This window comes from Cereibacter ovatus (genome assembly GCF_900207575.1).
Lineage (GTDB): Bacteria > Pseudomonadota > Alphaproteobacteria > Rhodobacterales > Rhodobacteraceae > Cereibacter_A > Cereibacter_A ovatus.
On the sequence record NZ_OAOQ01000002.1, the window covers coordinates 388,307 to 407,290 of the forward strand.

The following is an 18,984-nucleotide window of genomic DNA, read 5'->3' on the forward strand; positions in this document are numbered from 1 at the left end:
AAGGGAAGTGCTGTATGCGGCGGTATACCGACTATCGCGCAGGCGCGTCGAAATAGCGCCGGGTGAGGCTGCGGACATGGGCCCAGAGTTGCGGGGCGCCGCGTTCGATCTTGGTGCCGACGCGGGCGTCGAGCTGGTCCGAGGTCACCGCGAAGTCGCGCCAGGTTCCACCGCCCGAGGCGAGGTTTTGCATCACCGGCTGCACCCGGTCGATGGCGCGGGCGAAGATTGCGTCGGGGGTTTCTCCGGCCTCGAATTCCTCCCACAGGGTGCGGAGGGTTGTCGCCTGATCCGGGGGGAGCAGGCCGAAGATGCGGTTGGCGGCTTCGGCCTCTGCTTTGGCGGTCGCCTGGGGATCGTGGCTGCCGTGGATCGGCGTGTCGCCTACGTCGATCTCGACCAGGTCATGCAGCAGAAGCATCCGGATCACGCGGTCGATCCGGACTTCGGGGGCGGCGTGGTCGGACAGGACCAGCGCGTAAAGCGCGATATGCCAGCTGTGTTCGCCCGAATTCTCGCGGCGCGAGGCGTCGCAGAGCGGGTTGGCACGCAGGACGGATTTCAGCCGGTCCGCCTCGGACAGGAAGGCGAGTTGCCGGCTGAGCCTGTCTGTCACCTTGTGGCCTCGGTCAGGCGGCGTTTCACATAATCGGAAACGGTGGCGATCATCGGGGCCATGTGGGCTTCCTCGTCCTTGAAGAAGTGGTCGGCGCCTTCGATCTGTTCGTGGGTGATGGTGATGCCCTTCTGCTCGTGCAGTTTGTTCACCAGTGTGACCGTGTCCTTCGGTTGCGCCACCCGGTCGGCCGTGCCGTTGATGATCAGGCCCGATGATGGGCAGGGCGCGAGGAACGAGAAGTCATACATGTTCGCCGGCGGGGCGACCGAGACGAAGCCGGTGATTTCGGGGCGGCGCATCAGAAGCTGCATCCCGATCCAGGCGCCGAACGAGAAGCCTGCCACCCAGCAGTGTTTGGCGTTCTGGTTCATCGACTGAAGGTAGTCGAGCGCGGCCGCGGCGTCGGACAATTCGCCGATGCCCTGATCGTATTCGCCCTGCGACCTGCCGACGCCCCGGAAGTTGAAGCGCAGGACTGTGAATCCCAGCCGGTAGAAGGCATAGTGCAGGTTGTAGACGACCTTGTTGTTCATCGAGCCGCCGAACTGCGGATGGGGGTGCAGCACGATGGCGATGGGGGCGTCGCGATCCTTCTGGGGGTGGTAGCGGCCTTCGAGCCGGCCTTCGGGGCCTGCGAAAATGACTTCGGGCATCGCCTCGCCTTTTCTTCCGTGGCGCATTTGTTGACAAAAACGCTCGGATAAATTAGAACCATTCTACCTGGGCGGGTTGCCCGCCCTGGAACCGTAACGAGTTAAGCGGCCTGCCGCTTGGCGTCAATGGATTTGGCGGGAACGTAAAATGAAACTGTCGACCAAGGGTCGGTATGCGATGGTGGCGCTGGCGGATCTGGCGCTGGCGTTGAGGGCCGGGGATGAGTTGGTGTCGCTGGCGGAAGTGTCGAAGCGGCAGGACATATCCTTGCCCTATCTGGAGCAGTTGTTCGTGAAGTTGCGCCGGGCCGGGTTGGTCGAGGCGGTCCGCGGCCCGGGTGGTGGCTATCGTCTGGCGCGCAGCCCGGACTCGATCCGGGTGAGCGAGATCATGGAGGCGGTGGAGGAGACGGTGAATGCGATGCATACCGGCGCTGGCGCACATGGAGGCGTTTCCGGCTCTCGTGCACAATCCTTGACCAACCGGCTGTGGGAGGGGCTGTCTGCCCATGTCTATGTCTTCCTTCACCAGACCCGGCTGTCGGACATCATCAGAAACGACATGCGGCCTTGTCCGGCGGTGCCGGCGCTGTTTCGAGTGGTTGATGAGGACTGAGGTGGAGGCGTTCGCGGCCGGCCGCCGGGGGCGGCTGCCCCCGGACCCCCGCGGATATTTCTGCCAGAATGAAGGGTAAAGGGTGGGCTTGCGCGTCTATCTTGACTGGAATGCCACGGCGCCGTTGCGCCCTGAGGCGAAGGCGGCCATGGCGGCGGCCATGGAGCTTGTGGGCAATCCGTCCTCGGTTCATGCCGAGGGGCGGGCGGCCAAGGCGCTGATGGAGCGGGCGCGGGCGCAGGTCGCGTCGGCGCTGGGGGCGGGTGCTGCGGATGTGGTGTTCGTATCCGGGGCGACGGAGGCTGCGGCTTTGGCCTGTGCGGGCCGTGGGCTGGTCTGTGCCGGGATCGAGCATGAGGCGGTTTCGGCCTGGTGCGATGTGTCTCTGGCTGTGGATGGGCTGGGCCGGGTGGCGGTGGCCGACCCCGGGTGCACGGCGTTGCAGATGGCCAACTCCGAGACGGGTGTGATTCAGGATCTGCCCGAGGGGTTGGCGGTTTGCGATCTGACGCAGGCTTTTGGCAAGGTTCCGTTCGCGTTCGACTGGCTGGGCTGTGCGGTGGGGTTTGTCTCGGCGCACAAGATCGGCGGGCCGAAGGGGGTGGGTGCGCTGGTGATCCGGCGGGGGCTGGATCTGGAGGCGCGGCTGAAGGGCGGCGGGCAGGAGATGGGTCGGCGTGCCGGCACCGAGAACCTGATCGGCATTGCCGGATTTGGCGCTGCGGCCGAGGCCGCCGCGCGGGATCTGGCCGATGGTGTCTGGGAGCCGGTCGAGCAACTTAGAAATATTCTAGAATTGGCGTTGTCTCGCGACGGCGAAGGAACTATTTCTGTCGGGAAAGCGGCGCGGCGCTTGCCGAACACGCTTTGTCTTGTCACTTCGGGATGGAAGGGTGAGACGCAGGTGATGCAGATGGACCTTGCGGGATTCGCCGTCTCGGCCGGGTCGGCCTGTTCGTCGGGCAAGGTTCGGGCCAGTCGGGTGTTGACGGCGATGGGGTTCGACGAGGTGGCGGCGGCTTCGGCATTGCGGCTGTCGCTTGGGCCCGAGGTGGCAGAGGCCGATGCGATGCGCTTCGCCGAGGCCTGGGTGGCGGCGCGCGAGCGGTTTCGTGCGCGGGCGGCATGAGGATGACGGGCGCCGGGCGCCCCTGGAACGGAGACGTAAGACCGATGGCGGCACTGGAAGAAACGGCGGTTCCCGAGGTTCGTGACGGTGTCGATCGCGAGACGATCGAGACCGTCCAGGCGATGGCCGGGAAATACAAATACGGCTGGGAAACCGAGATCGAGATGGAGTTCGCGCCCAAGGGTGTGAACGAGGACATCGTTCGGCTGATCTCGGCCAAGAACGCCGAGCCGGAATGGATGACCGAATGGCGGCTTCAGGCGTTCCGGCGCTGGGTGCAGATGGAAGAGCCGCGCTGGGCGATGCTCAACTATCCCGAGATCGATTATCAGGACATCTATTACTACGCCAAGCCCAAGAGCATGGAGGTGAAGCCCAAGTCGCTGGACGAGGTCGACCCCAAGCTGCTGGCCACCTATGAAAAGCTGGGCATCCCGTTGAAAGAGCAGATGCTGCTGGCCGGCATCGAGGGCGCCGAGGGGATGGACGCGCCGCGACAGGTGGCGGTGGATGCCGTGTTCGATTCGGTCTCGCTGGGCACCACGTTCCAGAAGGAGCTGGCCAAGGCAGGGGTGATCTTCTGTTCGATTTCAGAGGCGATCCGCGAGCATCCCGAACTGGTGCAGAAGTATCTGGGCTCGGTCGTGCCGCAGACCGACAACTATTTCGCCACGCTGAATTCGGCGGTGTTTTCGGATGGCAGCTTTGTCTACATCCCGCCGGGCACGCGCTGCCCGATGGAGCTTTCGACCTATTTCCGCATCAATGCCGAGAACACCGGCCAGTTCGAACGCACGCTGATCATCTGCGACAAGGGGTCTTACGTCAGCTATCTGGAAGGCTGCACCGCGCCCAAGCGCGACACCAACCAGCTTCACGCCGCGGTGGTCGAGATCGTGGTGCTGGAGGATGCCGAGGTCAAATATTCCACCGTCCAGAACTGGTATCCGGGCGACGAGGAAGGCCGCGGCGGCATCTACAACTTTGTCACCAAGCGCGCCGACTGCCGGGGCGCGCGCTCGAAGGTGATGTGGACGCAGGTCGAGACCGGCTCGGCGATCACCTGGAAATATCCGTCCTGCATCCTGCGCGGCGATGACAGTCAGGGCGAGTTCTATTCGATCGCCATCGCCAACAATGCCCAGCAGGCCGATACCGGCACCAAGATGATCCATCTGGGCAAGAGAACGCGGTCGCGGATCGTGTCCAAGGGGATTTCGGCGGGCCGCGCGCAGAACACCTATCGCGGGTTGGTCTCGATGCACCCCAAGGCCACTGACAGCCGCAACTATACCCAGTGCGACAGCCTGCTGATCGGGGACAAGTGCGGCGCCCATACCGTTCCCTATATCGAGGTGAAGAACAACTCGTCCCGGGTCGAGCATGAGGCCACGACCTCGAAGGTCGATGATGATCAGCTGTTCTACTGCCGGTCGCGCGGCATGGACGAGGAAGAGGCGGTGGCCCTTGTCGTCAACGGCTTCTGCAAAGAGGTGCTTCAGGCGCTGCCGATGGAATCTGCCATGGAGGCGCAGGCGCTGGTGGCGATCAGCCTTGAAGGAAGCGTCGGGTGACGCGGAATGACCCCCTTTGCGATACAGGCGCTGATCGTGGGCGCCGGCGTGACCATGGGCCTTTGGTTCCTGTGGTGGCGCACCGGGCAGATGGCGGGCCTGCGCCGTCTGGCCATGGCGCTTCTGGCGGGGGGCGGCATGGCGGTGGCCACGCTGGTCATCTCGCGCACCATCGCCGCGATCTGAGGGGCACGCCATGATCGTCACCACCACGCCCAACATCGAAGGCTACCAGATCGCCACCTACCACGGCATCGTGACCGGCGAGGCGATCCTTGGCGCCAACATCATCCGCGACCTGTTCGCGGGGATCACGGACATCCTTGGCGGGCGGTCCGGCGCCTATGAGGCGGAACTGGCGAAGGCGCGGGAAACCGCGCTTGCCGAGATGGAGGAACGGGCGCGCACCAAGGGCGCCAATGCCGTCGTCGGCGTCGATCTCGATTACGAGGTCATCAACAACATGCTGATGGTGTCGGCCTCCGGCACCGCCGTCACCATTGCCTGAGGGAAAAAGATGCTCGAGATCAAGAACCTGCATGTGAAGCTGGAAGATGAGGACAAGGTGATCCTCAAGGGTGTCAACCTGACGGTCGAGGCCGGAAAGGTTCATGCCATCATGGGGCCGAACGGGTCGGGCAAGTCGACGCTGTCCTATGTGCTGTCGGGGCGCGGCGGCTATGTCGTGACGGATGGTTCGGCCACGATGGACGGCCACGAACTGCTGGGGATGGAACCCGAGGAACGCGCCGCGGCCGGTCTGTTCCTGGCGTTCCAGTATCCGGTCGAGATTCCGGGCGTCGGCAACATGACCTTCCTGCGCACCGCGCTGAACGCGCAGCGCAAGGCCCGCGGCGAGGATGAGATCAGCGCCGGCGATTTCCTGAAGCTGGTGCGCGAAAAGGCCAAGGCGCTGAAGATCGACGCCGACATGATGAAGCGCCCGGTGAACGTGGGCTTCTCGGGCGGTGAAAAGAAGCGCAACGAGATCCTTCAGATGGCGATCCTTGAGCCGAAGATGTGCATCCTGGACGAGACCGACTCGGGGCTGGATGTCGATGCGCTGAAGCTGGTGTCGGATGGCGTGAACGCGCTGCGCGATGCGGGCCGAAGCTTTCTGGTCATCACCCACTATCAGCGGCTTCTGGACCATATCACGCCCGACGTGGTGCATATCATGGCCAACGGCCGCATCGTGAAGACCGGCGGGCCGGAACTGGCGCTTGAGGTCGAGAAGAACGGCTATGCCGACCTGCTTGATGCGGAGGCGGTGTGATGGCCGAGGCCAAGCCGAAGGACGACCGGACGGCCGCCCGCCTTGCGGGCCTGTCCTTCGCCAATGAGGGCTGGCAGGCGCCGGCGCGGGGTGACGCGCTGGCGCGGCTGACGGCCATGGGTGTGCCGGGGCGGCGGGACGAATACTGGCGCTACACCGACCCGGCCAGTTTCAACGCGCCCGAGGCGATGGCGGCCTCGACGGCGGGCGATGGCGACGACCGCCCGGTGTTCGAGGGCATTGACCGGCTGAAGCTGGTCTTTGTCGATGGCGTGTTCGATGCCGCGGCCTCGGACCCGCTGGCGCTGGATCATGTCGAGATCAGCCTGCTTGGCGCTGCGCAAAGCGATATCCACTGGGCGCGCGATCTGTATGGCGTGCTGGAAGCGCGGGGGCAGGTGCCGGTGAAGCGGCCGTTCGCGGCGCTGGGCACCGCCTTTGCCACCGAAGGCGTGTTGCTGCGGGTCACGGGCGCGGTGCCGAAGCCGGTGGCGCTGATCTACATCCACCGTGCCGAGACGTCGGACGCGATCCTGCACCACTGCATCCGGGTTGAACCGGGTGCCGAGGTGACGATACTGGAAAGCGGCCCGGCGGCCGCGCGCCTTACCAAGGTGATGGAGGTGGATGTGGCCGAAGGCGGCCGTTTCCACCATATCCGCGCGCAAGGTCCTGACCACGAACGCCGCGCTTGCACCCACATCTTTGCCCGTGTCGCGGGCAAGGGGCTGTTCAAGTCATTCACCCTGACCGCGAACGGTGTGATGACCCGCAACGAGGCGGTGATCGAGCTGGTGGGCGACGATGCGGTGGCCCATGTCGCCGGTGCGGCGGTGGGCGACGGCCGCTTTCACCACGACGATACCGTGTTCGTGACGCATCAGGGACAGGCTTGCGAAAGCCGGCAGGTGTTCAAGAAGGTGCTGAAGAACGGTGCCACCGGCGTGTTTCAGGGCAAGATCCTTGTCAAACCCGGCGCGCAGAAGACCGATGGCTACCAGATCAGCCAGTCGTTGCTGCTGGATGACGACTCGGTGTTTCTGGCCAAGCCGGAACTCGAGATCTATGCCGACGATGTGAAATGCTCGCACGGGTCGACCTCGGGGGCGATCGACGAGACGGCGCTGTTCTACCTGCGGTCGCGCGGGGTGCCGCTGAAGGCCGCACAGTCGCTGCTTGTGCTTGCCTTCCTTGCCGAAGCCATTCAGGAAATCGAGAACGAGGAAATCGCCGAGGATATCCAGCAGTTGCTGGAAGCCTGGCTGGCGCGTCACGAGCATTGAATGGCAGTTACCATCGACATCGTCAAAAGCTATCGCCGTCCCCGTCTGGTCATCCGGCGGCATCTCGATGCCGGTGAGAACGAGGGGCGGGCGCTTGCCATCCTGATGGGCGCCTGCCTGCTGATCTTTGTCGCCCAATGGCCGATGCTGGCGCGGGCGGCCTATCTTGACCCGTCGCAACCGCTGGAAGCGCGGTTGAGCGGGGCACTGATGGGAACCGTCTTTCTGCTGCCGCCGATCTGCTATGCGATTGCCGGGGCAAGCCACCTGTTCGCCCGCGTCTTTGGCGGCAAGGGCAGCTTTTACGGCGCGCGGCTGGCGCTGTTTCTGTCGTTGCTGGCGGTGACGCCGCTGATGTTGTTCCACGGGCTGATCGGCGGCTTCATCGGCGAGGGGCCGGCCTCGCTGCTGGTGGGATTTGTCGTGCTGGGGGCCTTTGTCGCGATCTGGGGCCTGATGCTGTTCGAGGCCGAACGATGACCCCGGGTCTGGGTGATCTGCTGCGGCTGGCCCGCTTTACCGTCAGCGATCCGCGCGCGGGGGCGCGGGCGGTGCTGATGATGGATCTGCCGCTTCAGGCGCGCTGGCTGGTGCTGGTGTTCAGCGCGGTTGCCGCGGCTTTGGTCACCTCGGTCGGGCTGACGCTGCTGCCGCCCGAGGTGCAGGCCCTTCTGGGCGACGACTTGCCCAGCCCGCTGGCCAGTGCCGCGTTGCAGGTGGCCTTGCTGGTCGTGGCCTCGGGGGTGATCCATCGCGTCGGCCAGTGGCGTGGCGGCAAGGGCAACTTTGCCGATGCCATGGTGCTGGTCGCGTGGCTTCAGTTCATCCTTGTCTGCGTCGAGGTTCTGCAACTGGTGGCCCAACTGGTGCTGCCGTTTGTGGCTGATATCCTTGGCGTGCTGGGGATCATGCTGTTTTTCTGGCTGCTCAGCCATTTCGTGGCCGAGCTTCACGGCTTCCGCTCTACCCTTGCGGTTCTGGGCGGGATTCTGGTCGTGATGTTCGGCATGGCCTTTGTTCTGGCTGCCATCCTGATGCCCGTTCTGGGCGCCTGAGGACCGATCCCATGTTCGACATCGACGCCATCCGGCAGGATTTCCCCATTCTCTCGCGCGAGGTGAACGGCAAGCCGCTGGTCTATCTGGACAATGGTGCCTCGGCGCAGAAGCCGCGTGTCGTGATCGACGCGATGAACCTTGCCTATTCCCACGAATACGCGAACGTCCACCGCGGGCTGCACTACCTGTCGAACCTGGCCACCGACAAATACGAGGCCGTGCGCGCCACCATCGCCACCTTTCTGAACGCGCCCTCGCCCGAAGAGATCGTGTTCACCACCGGCGCGACCGAAGGCATCAATCTGGTGTCCTATGGCTGGGCCGCGCCCCGGCTTCAGCCCGGCGACGAGATCGTGCTGTCGATCATGGAGCATCACGCCAACATCGTTCCCTGGCACTTCCTGCGCGAACGTCAGGGCGTGGTGCTGAAATGGGTCGAGGTGGACGCGAACGGCGATCTTGACCCGCAGGCCGTTCTGGATGCCATCGGGCCGCGGACGAAACTGGTGGCTGTCACCCATATGTCGAACGTGCTGGGCACCGTCGTCGATGTGGCCGCGATCTGCGCCGGCGCGCGCGAAAAGGGCGTGCCGGTTCTGGTCGACGGCTCGCAGGGGGCGGTTCACATGCCGGTCGATGTCGCGGCCATCGGCTGCGATTTCTATGCCATCACCGGACACAAGCTTTACGGTCCCTCGGGCTCGGGGGCGATCTACATCCGGTCCGAACGCATGGAAGAAATGCGCCCCTTCATTGGCGGCGGCGACATGATCCACGAGGTTACGCGCGACACCGTCAGCTATGCCAAGCCGCCCATGCGGTTCGAGGCCGGAACCCCCGGCATCGTGCAGCAGATCGGCCTTGGCGTGGCGCTGCATTACATGATGAACGTGGGGATGGAGGCGGTCGCCGCCCATGAACGCAGCCTGCGCGATTATGCCCGGGCGCGGCTGGCGGGGCTGAACTGGCTGAACGTGCAGGGCAATTCGGCCGGGAAGGGCGCGATCTTTTCCTTCACGATGAGCGGCGGCGCCCATGCGCATGACATCTCGACGGTGCTGGACCGCAGGGGGGTTGCGGTGCGCGCCGGCACCCATTGCGCGATGCCGCTGATGCAGACGCTGGGGGTGGGGGCGACCTGCCGGGCGTCCTTTGCCATGTATAACACCACCGACGAAGTGGACCGCCTGATCGAGGCGCTGGAGCTTTGTCACGATCTTTTCGGCTGAAACGGGCCTGTCGCAGGCCGGGCCGCCGAAGCGGCCTGCCTGCGGGCAGTCAGTCCAGCGCCGGGCATGGCATCGCCATTGCCCGGCTGGTCAGACCATCGCGATCACCACAAGACCCGCGGCCAGTGCCGCCATCGCGCGGCGGTAAAGCCGCAGGCCCTGCCGCAGATCGGCGGACGCAGGGTCGGGCGCGCCGCCGTTCAGCCATGGCTCGTTCGACAGACGGTCGGCATAGATCCGCGGCCCGGACAGCCGCACCCCCAGCGCCCCCGCCATCGCCGCCTCGGGCCAGCCGGCATTGGGCGAGCGGTGGGCGCGGGCGTCGCGCCGCATCACCGCCAGCGCCCCCCGCGCGCGCCCCGAAACCAGCGCGAACAGCGCCCCCGTCAGCCGCGCCGGGATCAGGTTCACCACATCGTCGGTCAAGGCCGAGGCGCGTCCGAAGTCCTCGTGCCGGGGCGTGCGGTGGCCGATCATCGAATCCAGCGTGTTGATCGCCTTGTAGGCCGCAATCCCCGGCAGGCCCAGCAGCGCGCCCCAGAACAGCGGCGCCACGATCCCGTCGGATGTGTTCTCGGCCAGACTTTCCAGCGCCGCCCGCGCCACGCCGGCCGGGTCCAGTTGCGACGGATCGCGGCCGACGATCATCGACACCGCCCGCCGCGCGCCCGGCAGATCGCCCGCCGACAGCGGCACCGCAACCGCGGCGACATGATCGTGCATCGACCGCAGCGCCACCAGGGGCCAGGCCAGCAGCCCGGTCAGCACCACGCCCAAAAGCCCCCCCGGCAGCAGCGATTGCAGCCACCACGCCGGCAGCGCCGCCGCCAGCACCACCAGCACCAGCGTCACCACCCCGCCCCGTCGCCGCTGTTCGGCCGTGCCGTGGTTCAGCCGCGCATCCAGCGCCGAGATCAGCCGGCCGATCCAGACCACCGGATGCCCGATCCGCGCGTAAAGCCGGTCGGGCCAGCCCCATGCGGCATCCGCCGCCATCGCCACCACCATCGCCCCGGCCAGCATCATCGCGCGCCCCCTTTTTGTCGCCTGATCCGACAAACGCCGCCCTGCCGCAAGGGCCGTCAGCGATAGCCGGCGGCCTGAAGTTCGAACAACTCGGCATAGCGGCCGCGTTGGGCGATCAGTTCGTCATGGGTGCCGCTGGCCTCGACCCGGCCATTGGCCAGCACAAGGATGCGGTCGGCCATCCTGACCGACGAAAACCGATGCGAGATCAGCACCGCCGTCCGGCCCGCCGACAAATCCTTGAACCGCTGGAACACCTCGAACTCGGACCGTGCATCCAGCGCGGCGGTGGGCTCGTCCAGGATCAGCACCTCGGCGTCGCGCATATAGGCGCGGGCGATCGCCAGCTTCTGCCATTCGCCGCCCGAAAGCTCGACCCCATTGTGAAAGCGTTTGCCCAGCATCTGGTCATAGCCCGCGGGCAGGCGATCCACGATCCGGTCGGCCAGACTGCGGCGGGCGGCCTCGGATATGCGGTCGGCGTCGGTGCGGGCCTCGATCCGACCCACGGCGATATTGTCGCCCGCGGTCAGTGCGTAGCGCACGAAATCCTGAAAGATCACCCCCATCGCGGCGCGCAACGCCTGTGGGTCGAACGCGCGCAGGTCGTGGCCGTCCAGTGTGATCCGCCCCTCATCTGGGTCGTAAAGCCGGGCCAGCAGCTTGACCAGCGTGGTCTTTCCGGCGCCGTTCTCGCCCACCAGCGCCAGCGTCTCGCCCGCCTTCAGCGTGAAGGACAGGTCGCGCACCGCCCATTCCGCGGCACCCGGATAGCGAAAGCCCACACCGTCGAAGCGAAAGCCCGTCTGGATCGGGCGGGGCAGGGGCCGTGGGCTGGCAGGCGGCAGGATCGAGGGCTGTTCGCGAAAGAACCCGAACAGGTCGTCCAGATACAGCGCCTGCGCGGCGGTGGCGGAAAAGCCCAGCAAAAGCCCCTCGGCCAGCCCGCGCAGCCGCAGGAACGAGCCGGCAAGAAAGGTCAGGTCACCGATGGACAGCTGCCCCGAAAGCGTGGCCCCCACCATCCACAGATAGGCCAGATAATAGCCCGCCGTTCCCAGCGCGCTGAACAGCGTGCCCCAGACCGCACGGGCCGCCGCGATCCGCCGCCGCGCCCGGTAAAAGCTGTCCGACAGCGCGCGGTAGCGGCCGATCAGGAAGGGTGCAAGGCCGAAGATCTTGATTTCCTTGGCTGTGTCGACGCTGGCGGCGGTGACGCGGAGATAGTCCAGTTCCCGCCGTTCAGGCGTGCGGCGGAAGTCGAGGTCATAGTTCCGCGCGTTGAAATGCGCCTCGCCCAGAAAGGCCGGGACCAGCGCCAGCAGCAGCAGGCCCATCAGCCAAGGGTTGTAGATCACCAGCCCGCTGGCAAAGGCCACCACCGTCACCCCATCCTGTATCTGGGTCAGGATCTGCCCCGTCAGCGTCATCCGCCCGCCCGACTGGCGGCGGGCACGTTCCAGCCGGTCCTGAAAACCGGCATCCTCGAAGCTGGCCAGATCAAGGCTTGCCGCATGGCCCATCAGTCGCACCGACGAGGCCATGGTCAGCCGTTCCGACAGCAGCGTGTCGACAAGGCCGCTTGACCGGCCCAGAAGGTCCGACAGGATCGCAAGGACGAACTCGGCCGCGATGAACCAGATCAGCCGCTCGGTGCCATCGGCGCCGATCCAGCCCCATGCGTCGCCGGCCGGGGTCAGTGCCGAAAGCCGCACCACCTCGTCGATGATCAGCTTGCCGAACCACAGCGCGGCAACCGGGATCAGCGCCCGCATCAGCCGCAGGATCAGGCCCAGCAGCAGAAAGCCGGGCGCCGCCTGCCAGACCATGCGCAGGAACGGCGGCACATTGCCCAGTGCGGCCCAGCGGGCGCGGAAGCCTTGCGGCGGATCGGGAAGGGGGTGGCGGCTCATGGGCTGACCTTTGCTGGCCCCCGATTGGACCGCTTTGGGCGCCGAAGTCAAACCTGCGGCGCACCGTCGCGGGGCGTGGGGCGGCCTTTCGGCCGGGGCGGCGCGGGGCCTAGAAGGCGTGCAATGCAGCAAGCGCCCCGCCAGTTCTCCGATGTCCGTCCCGTGGCCGCCCCTGCGGTCAGCCGGCTTGAACGCTTTGGTCTGTGGTTGCGGGATCATCAGTCGCTGATCGGGCGGCTGCAATGGGCGATGGTGGCGGTTTATCTGCCGCTGCTGATCGTGCCGGCGCTGGTGCCCGCGCCTGCGCCGGGGGCCACGATCCTGACCGATCTGACGCGGTTTGCGCAGTTCCTGTTCTGGGGCCTGTGGCTGCCGGGGGTTCTGGTGTCGGTCGTGCTGTTCGGGCGGCTGTGGTGCGGCCTTTTGTGCCCCGAGGGCGCGCTGACGGCCGCCGCCTCGCGCCATGGCAAGGGCTGGGCGATCCCGCGCTGGATGAAATGGCCGGGCTGGCCGTTTGCGCTGTTCGCGGGCGTGACGGTCTATGGTCAGATGGTTTCGATCTATGACGAGCCGCGGGCGGCGCTGCTGATCCTTGGCGGTTCCAGCGCCTGCGCGCTGCTGGTGGGCTGGCTTTACGGTAAGGAAAAGCGTGTCTGGTGCCGGTTCCTGTGCCCGGTCAACGGGATGTTCGGGCTGCTGTCGAAACTGGCGCCGATGCATTACCGGGTGGATGGTCGGGCGTGGGATGCCTGTCCGCCTGCGCGCACCCGCACCATGCGTTTCAACTGCGAGCCGATGGTGCCCGTGCGCACGATGGATAGCGCCTCGCCCTGCCATATGTGCGGCCGCTGCGCCGGATTCCGCGATGCCGTTCGGCTTGAGGCGCGGGCCGCCGGCGCCGAGATCGTGCGGGGCCGCGGCTCGGCCGGGGACAGTCTGATGGCGCTGGTGGGGGTGCTGGGCATCGGCTCGGCGGCGTTCTGGTGGCAGGCCGTGCCGTGGGGGCCGGATCCGGCGCGCGGGCCGGTGGCGCCGTGGTTTCTGTTCGGCCACGGCCCCGATGCCCCGGCGGTGACGCTGCTGGCAGGGGGTGCCGGGCTTCTGACGCTGGCGCTGATCGCGCTGGCGCTGGCGGCGGCGGTGGCGCTGCCGCTTTGGGCCTCGGCGCGGCTGGCGGGGGGCGGGGTTGCGCTGTTTCACCGGCTGGCGCTGGCGGTGCTGCCGCTGGCGGCGGCGGGGATCGTCGCGGGGCTGACCCGGCGCACGGTGGCGCAGCTGGCCGACAGCGGGCTTGCGGTGTCGGCGGGGCCGGTCTGGGCGGCGCTGCTGCTGGGGGGCGGGCTATGGGCGCTGTGGTTGGCACATGGCGTCCTTGGCCAGAGGCGGGCGGCGCTGGCCGTCTTTGCCGTGGCGCTGACGCCGCCGCTGGCCGGATGGGGGGCGCTGCTGTGGGCGTGAACCGTCAGAAGATCCAGATCAGGATCAGCACCCAGCCGGCGATCCCGTCCAATACCATCGGCACGATCCACCAGCCGGCGCGGAGGCGCGGCGGGGTCGGCGTCTCGCCGGGCGTCGGGGAAGGGTCTGGTGCCTGCATCGCCTGTCTTTCCGAACCGCCGGCCCGTGCCGGTTCACGGGACGCGGGTCGGCACCTTGCCTGTCAAGGTGAAAGGGTGGCACGAAGCAGCGGCGCCACAAGCCCTGTCGGCAGCTTCGTGCACAGGAGTTACGCGCAAGTTGTCTCTTTGTTGACAAGACTGCGTCATTTGGTCGCTTGCACTCGTCCTGCGAAGGTCGGGTAGTCTGCTCAAAGATGGGCAATTTGTGTCGATTGTTAATGCAGTTAGGGGGAAGTAAAGGTGGACGGGGGCAAGATGGACGACCGGATGACGACATCACGTCGTTTCCAAAGCGTTGCGCAATTGAGGGAACTGTTGCTGGGGTTGGAACATGACCTCGGGATCGCCGATCTGTCTCGGAATGAGTTGGACGTTCTTTACGCCGTGAAACTGCTGGGCGAGACCGAAGAGTCGATCGTCCGGTCCGATGCGATCCGGCGCCATACGCTGTGCAACGCCATCGCCACGCCGACCTTCCACCGCGCGTTGCGTTCGCTGGTCGAAAAGGGCTTTGTCGAGCATGCGCCGCAGACCAAGGCGCGGGCTTACAAACTGGGCAAGCGCGCGGGCCAGATCGCCCACTGACAAGCGGCCCTTCGGTCAAGCGGACGTGCGCGGCGGCGGGTTTCCCCGACGTCGCAAACCCCTTATCAGAGACGCATGACCATCATCCTTCTCGTCTCCGCTCTGGCCTGTCTTTTCATTGTCATCGCCGCATGCGAGCCGATCGCGGCCCGTTTGCGCATGCCGTTTACCGCCGTGCTGGCCGTGGTCGGCGCGGCGCTCGGAACCGGCGCGCTGTGGTTGCAGCACAGCGAGGTCGCCCATGGCTTTTCGCCCGAGGTGACACAGCTCCTGGGCCTGCCGATCCGCTCCAGCGTCTTTCTTTACATGATTCTGCCGACGCTGCTGTTTCAGGTCTCGCTGAGCCTGAACATCCGGCGGATGATCGACGACTGGGTGCCGATCCTTGTGATGGCAGTGGTGGCGGTTGTGGTCTCGACGCTGGCCATCGGCTTTGCGCTGCAACCGTTTTCGTCGATGTCGCTGGTGGCCTGCCTGCTGCTGGGGGCCATCGTGTCCACCACCGACCCTTCGGCGGTGGTCAGCATCTTCCGCTCGATCGCGGCGCCGCAGCGGCTGACGCGGATCGTCGAGGGCGAAAGCCTGCTGAACGACGCCGCCGCCATCGCGCTGTTCGGCTTCTTTCTGACCTTCGTCATGGCGGGGGTTCCCGATCCCACGCTGCGCGATGCGCTGGTCAGCTTTCCGCTTCTGATCGGGGGTGGGGTGGCGGCGGGCTATGTCATGGCGCGCATCGGGCTGTGGGCGATGACGCTGCTGGCGGCCTATCCTACGGCGCAGATCTCGCTTAGTCTTGCGCTGCCCTATCTGACCTTTGTGCTGGCCGAACAAGGGCTTGAGGCGTCGGGTGTGATTGCGGTGGTCACGGTGGGCATCACCATGAACGTGGCCGGGCCCGGGCGGCTCAGCCCTGCGACATGGGCCAGCCTGTCCGAGATCTGGGCCATGCTGGCGCATTGGGCCGGGTCGCTGATCTTCATTCTGGCCGCGCTTCTGATCCCGCGGCTGATCGGGCGGGCGACCGACTGGGATCTGGTGCTGATCGGGGTGGTGACGCTGGCCGCGGTGGTTGCGCGCTGGGTGATGCTGTGGGGGATGGTGCCGCTGCTGGGGCGGCTGAACCTGTCGCCGAAGGTGGAACAGCCCTACCGCGTCGCCATCCTGTGGGGCGGCCTGCGTGGCGCGGTCACGCTGGCGCTGGCGCTGGCGGTGACGGAAAACCCGATGGTGCCGCCGCATGTGAAGCGCGAGGTCGGCATTCTTGCCACCGGCTTCGTGCTGTTCACGCTGCTGGTGCAGGGCACCACGCTGCGCTGGGTGATCCGGCGGCTGGGTCTGGCGCGGCTGACGCCGCTGGATCTGGCGCTGTCCAATCAGGTGATCGCGGTCGCGCTGCAAAATGTCCGCGAGGAAGTGGCCCAAACCGTGCGCGAGCGCGAGCTGGACCCCGCCATCGTCCGCGCGGAAGCCAAGCGGTTCGGCGAGCGGCTGGAAAGGTCGGTCGATCTGGCCGATGACAGCGCCGAGGACATCAACGACCGCGACAGGATCACGCTGGGCCTGCTGGCGCTGGCCGGGCGCGAGCGCGATGCGATCCTTGCCGCCTTCCGTCAGCAGTTGATCTCGTCCCGGCTGGTCCAGATCATGCTGGTGGATGTGGACCGGCTGATCGAACGCACGCGGCTTCAGGGTCGCGACGGCTATCGCGCCGCCGGCCGCATGGCGCTGGGCACTGGCCGCAGCCATCGGTTGGCGGTGCTGGCGCACAATCGGCTGAAGATCAGCCGCTGGCTTAGCCGGCTGACCGCCGACCGGTTCGAGATGCTGCTGAGCCAGCGGTTGATCCTGTCGGATCTGCATGGGCTGATCGACGGCAAGATCCGGCGCATCCACGGCCGCCGCGTCGCCGAGATCCTGCACGAGATGCTGAAACGCCGCGAGGAAGAGACGGTTCAGGCGCTTGAAGCGTTGCGGCTGCAATATCCGGGCTATTCCGACGAGATGGTGCGTGCCTTCATCCGCCGCACCGCGCTGCGGCTGGAAGAACGCGAATACGAGATGCTGCTCGGAGACGGGCTGATCGGGCAAGAGCTTTACATGACCCTGCTTCAGCGTATCGCCAATGAACGCAGGCGCGTCGAGGTGCGGCCCCATCTGGATCTGGCGGTGCAGAAATCCGAACTGGTTCGCCAGTTCCCGCTGTTCCGCGACATGGAGGAAGACCAGCGTCGCGCGCTCGAACATCTGTTGCAGACCGTCTATGTCCGCCCGGGCGAGGTGTTGCTGCGCCGGGGTGATGCGCCGCGCAAGGTGTTCTTCATCGCCTCGGGGGCGGTCGAATCGGATGTGGCGGGGCAGAAGGTGCGGCTGGGCCGTGGCGAGATGTTCGGCCAGCTGGCGATCCTGACCCGCAAGCCGCGCCGCGCGCAGGTGACGGCGATCAGCCACGGCACGCTGCTCAGTCTGGACGAGGTGCGATTCAAGGAACTGTTGCGCCGTAACGCGGCGCTTCAGGCCGCAACCGTGGAAAGCGCCGCCCGGCGCGGGGTGACGCTGGATCTGTCCACGCTGTAGCGTATGGCGCCGCACGGCCGGGCCCGACTGAACCGGGCCCGGTGACGGCTATTCCTTTGACGTGGCGCGGAACCTTTGCCGCGCGCGGCAAAGGTGTGGTTCAGGTGCGAACGCCGGCAAAGCGGGTCTGCCAGTCCACCCGTTCCTCGTCGGTGATCTTGCGGAACAACACCTCGGGCGTGGTGAAAGCGTGGCCCGCGGGCAGCACCGACAGCGCCGCGGCGACATCGCCGGGCCAGGTCCAGTCGTCGCAGTTCAGCGATGCCATGGTCGAGGCCGCCGCATCCGGGATGAACGGGCGCGAGATCACCGCGTAAAGCCGGATCAGGTTCAGCGAAAGGCGGATCATCGCCTGTGCCCGCTCCGGCTCGGTCTTGACCACGGTCCAGGGGGCGGCGGATTGCAGATATTCGTTGCCCGCCACCCAGATCGCGCGCAATTCGGTCGCGGCCTTGCGGATCTCCATCGCTTCCATGCAGGCTTCATAGGCGGCAAGCCGCTCTTGCAATTCCGCGATCAGCGCCTGTTCCCGCTCGCCCAGGGTGCCGCCTTCGGGCACGGTTTCCCCGAATTTCGCGCGGCAGAACTTGGTCACGCGGCTGATCAGGTTGCCCAGAACGTCGGCCAGATCCTTGTTCACCGACGCCTGGAAATTCTCCCATGTGAACTCGCTGTCGCTGTTTTCCGGCGCGTGCGACAGAAGCCACCAGCGCCAGTAATCGGCCGGCAGGATCGACAGCGCCTGATCCATGAACACGCCGCGGCCCTGGCTGGTCGAGAACTGGCCGCCATCATAGTTCAGGTAGTTGAAGGACTTGATGTAATCCACCAGCTTCCACGGCTCGCGAGAGCCCATGATGGTCGCGGGGAAGGACAGCGTGTGGAAGGGCACGTTGTCCTTGCCCATGAACTGAACGTAGCGCACGTCATCCGCGCCCTTGTCGGTGCGCCACCAGCGTTCCCAGTCGGCATCCGTCTTGCCGTTGGCGTCCGCCCATTCGGCGGTGCAGGCGATATATTCGATGGGGGCGTCGAACCAGACATAGAAGACCTTGCTCTCCATCCCCGGCCAGGGGGCATCGCCCTTGCGGACGGGAACGCCCCAGTGCAGGTCGCGGGTGATGCCGCGGTCCTGAAGCCCGTCGCCGTCGTGCAGCCACTTTTTCGCGATCGAGGTGGTCAGCACCGGCCAGTCGGTCTTGCTGTCGATCCAGGCTTCAATCTCGTCCTTCAGCGCCCGCTGACGCAGGTAAAGATGCTTGGTCTCGCGCACTTCCAGATCGGTCGAGCCGGAAATCGCCGAACGCGGGTTGATCAGATCGGTCGGATCAAGCTGTTTGGTGCAATTCTCGCACTGGTCGCCACGGGCCTTGTCATAGCCGCAATTCGGGCAGGTGCCCTCGATGTAGCGGTCGGGCAGGAAGCGGTTGTCGGCGACCGAGAACACCTGCCGCTCGCTGACTTCCTCGATGAAGCCATTGTCGGCCAGACGCCCGGCGAAATGCTGGGTCAGCTTGTGGTTCCGCGCGCTGGACGAGCGGCCGAAATGGTCGAACGACAGCCGGAAGCCGGCCGCGATGTCCTTCTGGATTTCGTGCATCTCGGTGCAATAGACCTCGACCGGCTTGCCGGCCTTGGCGGCGGCCAGTTCCGCCGGCGTGCCGTGTTCGTCGGTGGCGCAGATGAACATGACCTCGTGGCCGCGTCCGCGCATGTAGCGGGCGTAAAGGTCGGCCGGAAGCTGGCTGCCGACGAGGTTGCCCAGATGCTTGATCCCGTTGATATAGGGGATCGCAGAAGTGATCAGTATCCGCGCCATGCCCAGAAATC

General features: G+C 66.1%; 19 protein-coding genes. 13 read left to right on the top strand and 6 right to left on the bottom strand.

Features of this window, described 5'->3' with window-relative positions:
* Positions 1-31 precede the first annotated feature (31 nt).
* Positions 32-616, bottom strand: a complete 585-nt coding sequence (locus CRO07_RS04140; RefSeq protein WP_097029410.1) for an HD domain-containing protein — start codon at positions 614-616, stop codon at positions 32-34.
* Complete coding sequence (locus CRO07_RS04145; RefSeq protein WP_097029411.1) at positions 613-1,272, bottom strand: alpha/beta hydrolase; 660 nt, start codon at positions 1,270-1,272, stop codon at positions 613-615. Before CRO07_RS04145 ends, CRO07_RS04140 begins: the two co-directional genes overlap by 4 nt.
* 148 nt (positions 1,273-1,420) lie before the next feature.
* Between CRO07_RS04145 and iscR the strand changes: the two genes are divergently transcribed.
* The 10 genes from iscR (at position 1,421) to CRO07_RS04195 (ending at position 9,437) form a co-directional block, all read left to right on the top strand.
* Positions 1,421-1,888, top strand: a complete 468-nt coding sequence (iscR, locus tag CRO07_RS04150; protein ID WP_097029412.1) for a Fe-S cluster assembly transcriptional regulator IscR — start codon at positions 1,421-1,423, stop codon at positions 1,886-1,888.
* Positions 1,889-1,970: 82 nt separating this feature from the next.
* A complete protein-coding gene (locus CRO07_RS04155) occupies positions 1,971-3,017 on the top strand; it encodes a cysteine desulfurase family protein (RefSeq protein WP_097029413.1) in 1,047 nt (348 codons plus the stop codon).
* A gap of 44 nt (positions 3,018-3,061) precedes the next feature.
* Complete coding sequence (gene sufB / locus CRO07_RS04160; protein ID WP_097029414.1) at positions 3,062-4,591, top strand: Fe-S cluster assembly protein SufB; 1,530 nt, start codon at positions 3,062-3,064, stop codon at positions 4,589-4,591.
* A gap of 6 nt (positions 4,592-4,597) precedes the next feature.
* Positions 4,598-4,777 carry a hypothetical protein gene (locus CRO07_RS04165; RefSeq protein ID WP_097029415.1) on the top strand — a complete coding sequence of 60 codons (180 nt, stop codon included), beginning with the start codon at positions 4,598-4,600 and terminating at the stop codon, positions 4,775-4,777.
* 10 nt (positions 4,778-4,787) lie between these two features.
* Positions 4,788-5,099 carry a heavy metal-binding domain-containing protein gene (locus tag CRO07_RS04170; RefSeq protein ID WP_097029416.1) on the top strand — a complete coding sequence of 104 codons (312 nt, stop codon included), beginning with the start codon at positions 4,788-4,790 and terminating at the stop codon, positions 5,097-5,099.
* Positions 5,100-5,108: 9 nt separating this feature from the next.
* Positions 5,109-5,867 (top strand): Fe-S cluster assembly ATPase SufC, encoded by a 759-nt coding sequence (gene sufC, locus CRO07_RS04175; RefSeq protein ID WP_097029417.1) that lies wholly within the window; start codon positions 5,109-5,111, stop codon positions 5,865-5,867.
* Entirely contained in the window at positions 5,867-7,150 is a 1,284-nt protein-coding gene (sufD, locus tag CRO07_RS04180) for a Fe-S cluster assembly protein SufD (protein WP_097029418.1), read from the top strand. The genes sufC and sufD overlap by 1 nt, the downstream gene beginning before the upstream one ends.
* Positions 7,151-7,630: a YIP1 family protein gene (locus tag CRO07_RS04185; protein WP_097029419.1), complete on the top strand. Its 480-nt coding sequence runs from the start codon at positions 7,151-7,153 to the stop codon at positions 7,628-7,630.
* On the top strand, positions 7,627-8,205 hold the full coding sequence (locus CRO07_RS04190; protein WP_097029420.1) for a Yip1 family protein: 579 nt from the start codon (positions 7,627-7,629) through the stop codon (positions 8,203-8,205). Before CRO07_RS04185 ends, CRO07_RS04190 begins: the two co-directional genes overlap by 4 nt.
* A gap of 11 nt (positions 8,206-8,216) precedes the next feature.
* The gene (locus tag CRO07_RS04195; protein ID WP_097029421.1) at positions 8,217-9,437 is read left to right on the top strand and encodes a cysteine desulfurase; all 1,221 of its coding nucleotides are present in this window, start codon (positions 8,217-8,219) and stop codon (positions 9,435-9,437) included.
* A gap of 90 nt (positions 9,438-9,527) precedes the next feature.
* Here the strand turns inward: CRO07_RS04195 and cbiB are convergent, their stop codons facing one another.
* Together cbiB and CRO07_RS04205 are read right to left on the bottom strand one after the other, a co-directional pair.
* Positions 9,528-10,463, bottom strand: a complete 936-nt coding sequence (gene cbiB, locus CRO07_RS04200; protein WP_097029422.1) for an adenosylcobinamide-phosphate synthase CbiB — start codon at positions 10,461-10,463, stop codon at positions 9,528-9,530.
* 56 nt (positions 10,464-10,519) lie between these two features.
* The gene (locus tag CRO07_RS04205) at positions 10,520-12,376 is read right to left on the bottom strand and encodes an ABC transporter ATP-binding protein (RefSeq protein ID WP_097029423.1); all 1,857 of its coding nucleotides are present in this window, start codon (positions 12,374-12,376) and stop codon (positions 10,520-10,522) included.
* 123 nt (positions 12,377-12,499) lie between these two features.
* Here CRO07_RS04205 and CRO07_RS04210 point away from each other — a divergent pair, with 123 nt between their 5' ends.
* On the top strand, positions 12,500-13,834 hold the full coding sequence (locus tag CRO07_RS04210) for a 4Fe-4S binding protein (protein WP_097029424.1): 1,335 nt from the start codon (positions 12,500-12,502) through the stop codon (positions 13,832-13,834).
* A 4-nt stretch (positions 13,835-13,838) separates the two neighbouring features.
* On the opposite strand, the gene CRO07_RS19305 is transcribed toward CRO07_RS04210, so the two are convergent.
* A complete protein-coding gene (locus CRO07_RS19305) occupies positions 13,839-13,973 on the bottom strand; it encodes a hypothetical protein (RefSeq protein WP_268876225.1) in 135 nt (44 codons plus the stop codon).
* 289 nt (positions 13,974-14,262) lie between these two features.
* Here CRO07_RS19305 and CRO07_RS04215 point away from each other — a divergent pair, with 289 nt between their 5' ends.
* Positions 14,263-14,580, top strand: a complete 318-nt coding sequence (locus CRO07_RS04215) for a hypothetical protein (protein WP_235840925.1) — start codon at positions 14,263-14,265, stop codon at positions 14,578-14,580.
* Between the two features lie 75 nt (positions 14,581-14,655).
* Positions 14,656-17,154 carry a cation:proton antiporter gene (locus tag CRO07_RS04220; protein ID WP_097029426.1) on the top strand — a complete coding sequence of 833 codons (2,499 nt, stop codon included), beginning with the start codon at positions 14,656-14,658 and terminating at the stop codon, positions 17,152-17,154.
* A 100-nt stretch (positions 17,155-17,254) separates the two neighbouring features.
* Here the strand turns inward: CRO07_RS04220 and metG are convergent, their stop codons facing one another.
* The gene (gene metG / locus CRO07_RS04225; RefSeq protein WP_097029427.1) at positions 17,255-18,973 is read right to left on the bottom strand and encodes a methionine--tRNA ligase; all 1,719 of its coding nucleotides are present in this window, start codon (positions 18,971-18,973) and stop codon (positions 17,255-17,257) included.
* Positions 18,974-18,984: the final 11 nt, after the last annotated feature.

What these genes read in the sequence shown, in the direction of transcription:
- sufD (WP_097029418.1), top strand. Translation starts at nt 5,867, where the DNA reads ATGGCCGAGGCCAAGCCGAAGGACGACCGGACGGCCGCCCGCCTTGCG.
- CRO07_RS04220 (WP_097029426.1), top strand. Translation starts at nt 14,656, where the DNA reads ATGACCATCATCCTTCTCGTCTCCGCTCTGGCCTGTCTTTTCATTGTC.
- CRO07_RS04215 (WP_235840925.1), top strand. Translation starts at nt 14,263, where the DNA reads ATGACGACATCACGTCGTTTCCAAAGCGTTGCGCAATTGAGGGAACTG.
- CRO07_RS04190 (WP_097029420.1), top strand. Translation starts at nt 7,627, where the DNA reads ATGACCCCGGGTCTGGGTGATCTGCTGCGGCTGGCCCGCTTTACCGTC.
- metG (WP_097029427.1), bottom strand. Translation starts at nt 18,973, where the DNA reads ATGGCGCGGATACTGATCACTTCTGCGATCCCCTATATCAACGGGATC.
- CRO07_RS04210 (WP_097029424.1), top strand. Translation starts at nt 12,500, where the DNA reads ATGCAGCAAGCGCCCCGCCAGTTCTCCGATGTCCGTCCCGTGGCCGCC.
- CRO07_RS04165 (WP_097029415.1), top strand. Translation starts at nt 4,598, where the DNA reads ATGACCCCCTTTGCGATACAGGCGCTGATCGTGGGCGCCGGCGTGACC.
- iscR (WP_097029412.1), top strand. Translation starts at nt 1,421, where the DNA reads ATGAAACTGTCGACCAAGGGTCGGTATGCGATGGTGGCGCTGGCGGAT.
- sufB (WP_097029414.1), top strand. Translation starts at nt 3,062, where the DNA reads ATGGCGGCACTGGAAGAAACGGCGGTTCCCGAGGTTCGTGACGGTGTC.
- sufC (WP_097029417.1), top strand. Translation starts at nt 5,109, where the DNA reads ATGCTCGAGATCAAGAACCTGCATGTGAAGCTGGAAGATGAGGACAAG.
- CRO07_RS04145 (WP_097029411.1), bottom strand. Translation starts at nt 1,272, where the DNA reads ATGCCCGAAGTCATTTTCGCAGGCCCCGAAGGCCGGCTCGAAGGCCGC.
- CRO07_RS19305 (WP_268876225.1), bottom strand. Translation starts at nt 13,973, where the DNA reads ATGCAGGCACCAGACCCTTCCCCGACGCCCGGCGAGACGCCGACCCCG.
- CRO07_RS04170 (WP_097029416.1), top strand. Translation starts at nt 4,788, where the DNA reads ATGATCGTCACCACCACGCCCAACATCGAAGGCTACCAGATCGCCACC.
- cbiB (WP_097029422.1), bottom strand. Translation starts at nt 10,463, where the DNA reads ATGATGCTGGCCGGGGCGATGGTGGTGGCGATGGCGGCGGATGCCGCA.
- CRO07_RS04205 (WP_097029423.1), bottom strand. Translation starts at nt 12,376, where the DNA reads ATGAGCCGCCACCCCCTTCCCGATCCGCCGCAAGGCTTCCGCGCCCGC.
- CRO07_RS04195 (WP_097029421.1), top strand. Translation starts at nt 8,217, where the DNA reads ATGTTCGACATCGACGCCATCCGGCAGGATTTCCCCATTCTCTCGCGC.
- CRO07_RS04185 (WP_097029419.1), top strand. Translation starts at nt 7,151, where the DNA reads ATGGCAGTTACCATCGACATCGTCAAAAGCTATCGCCGTCCCCGTCTG.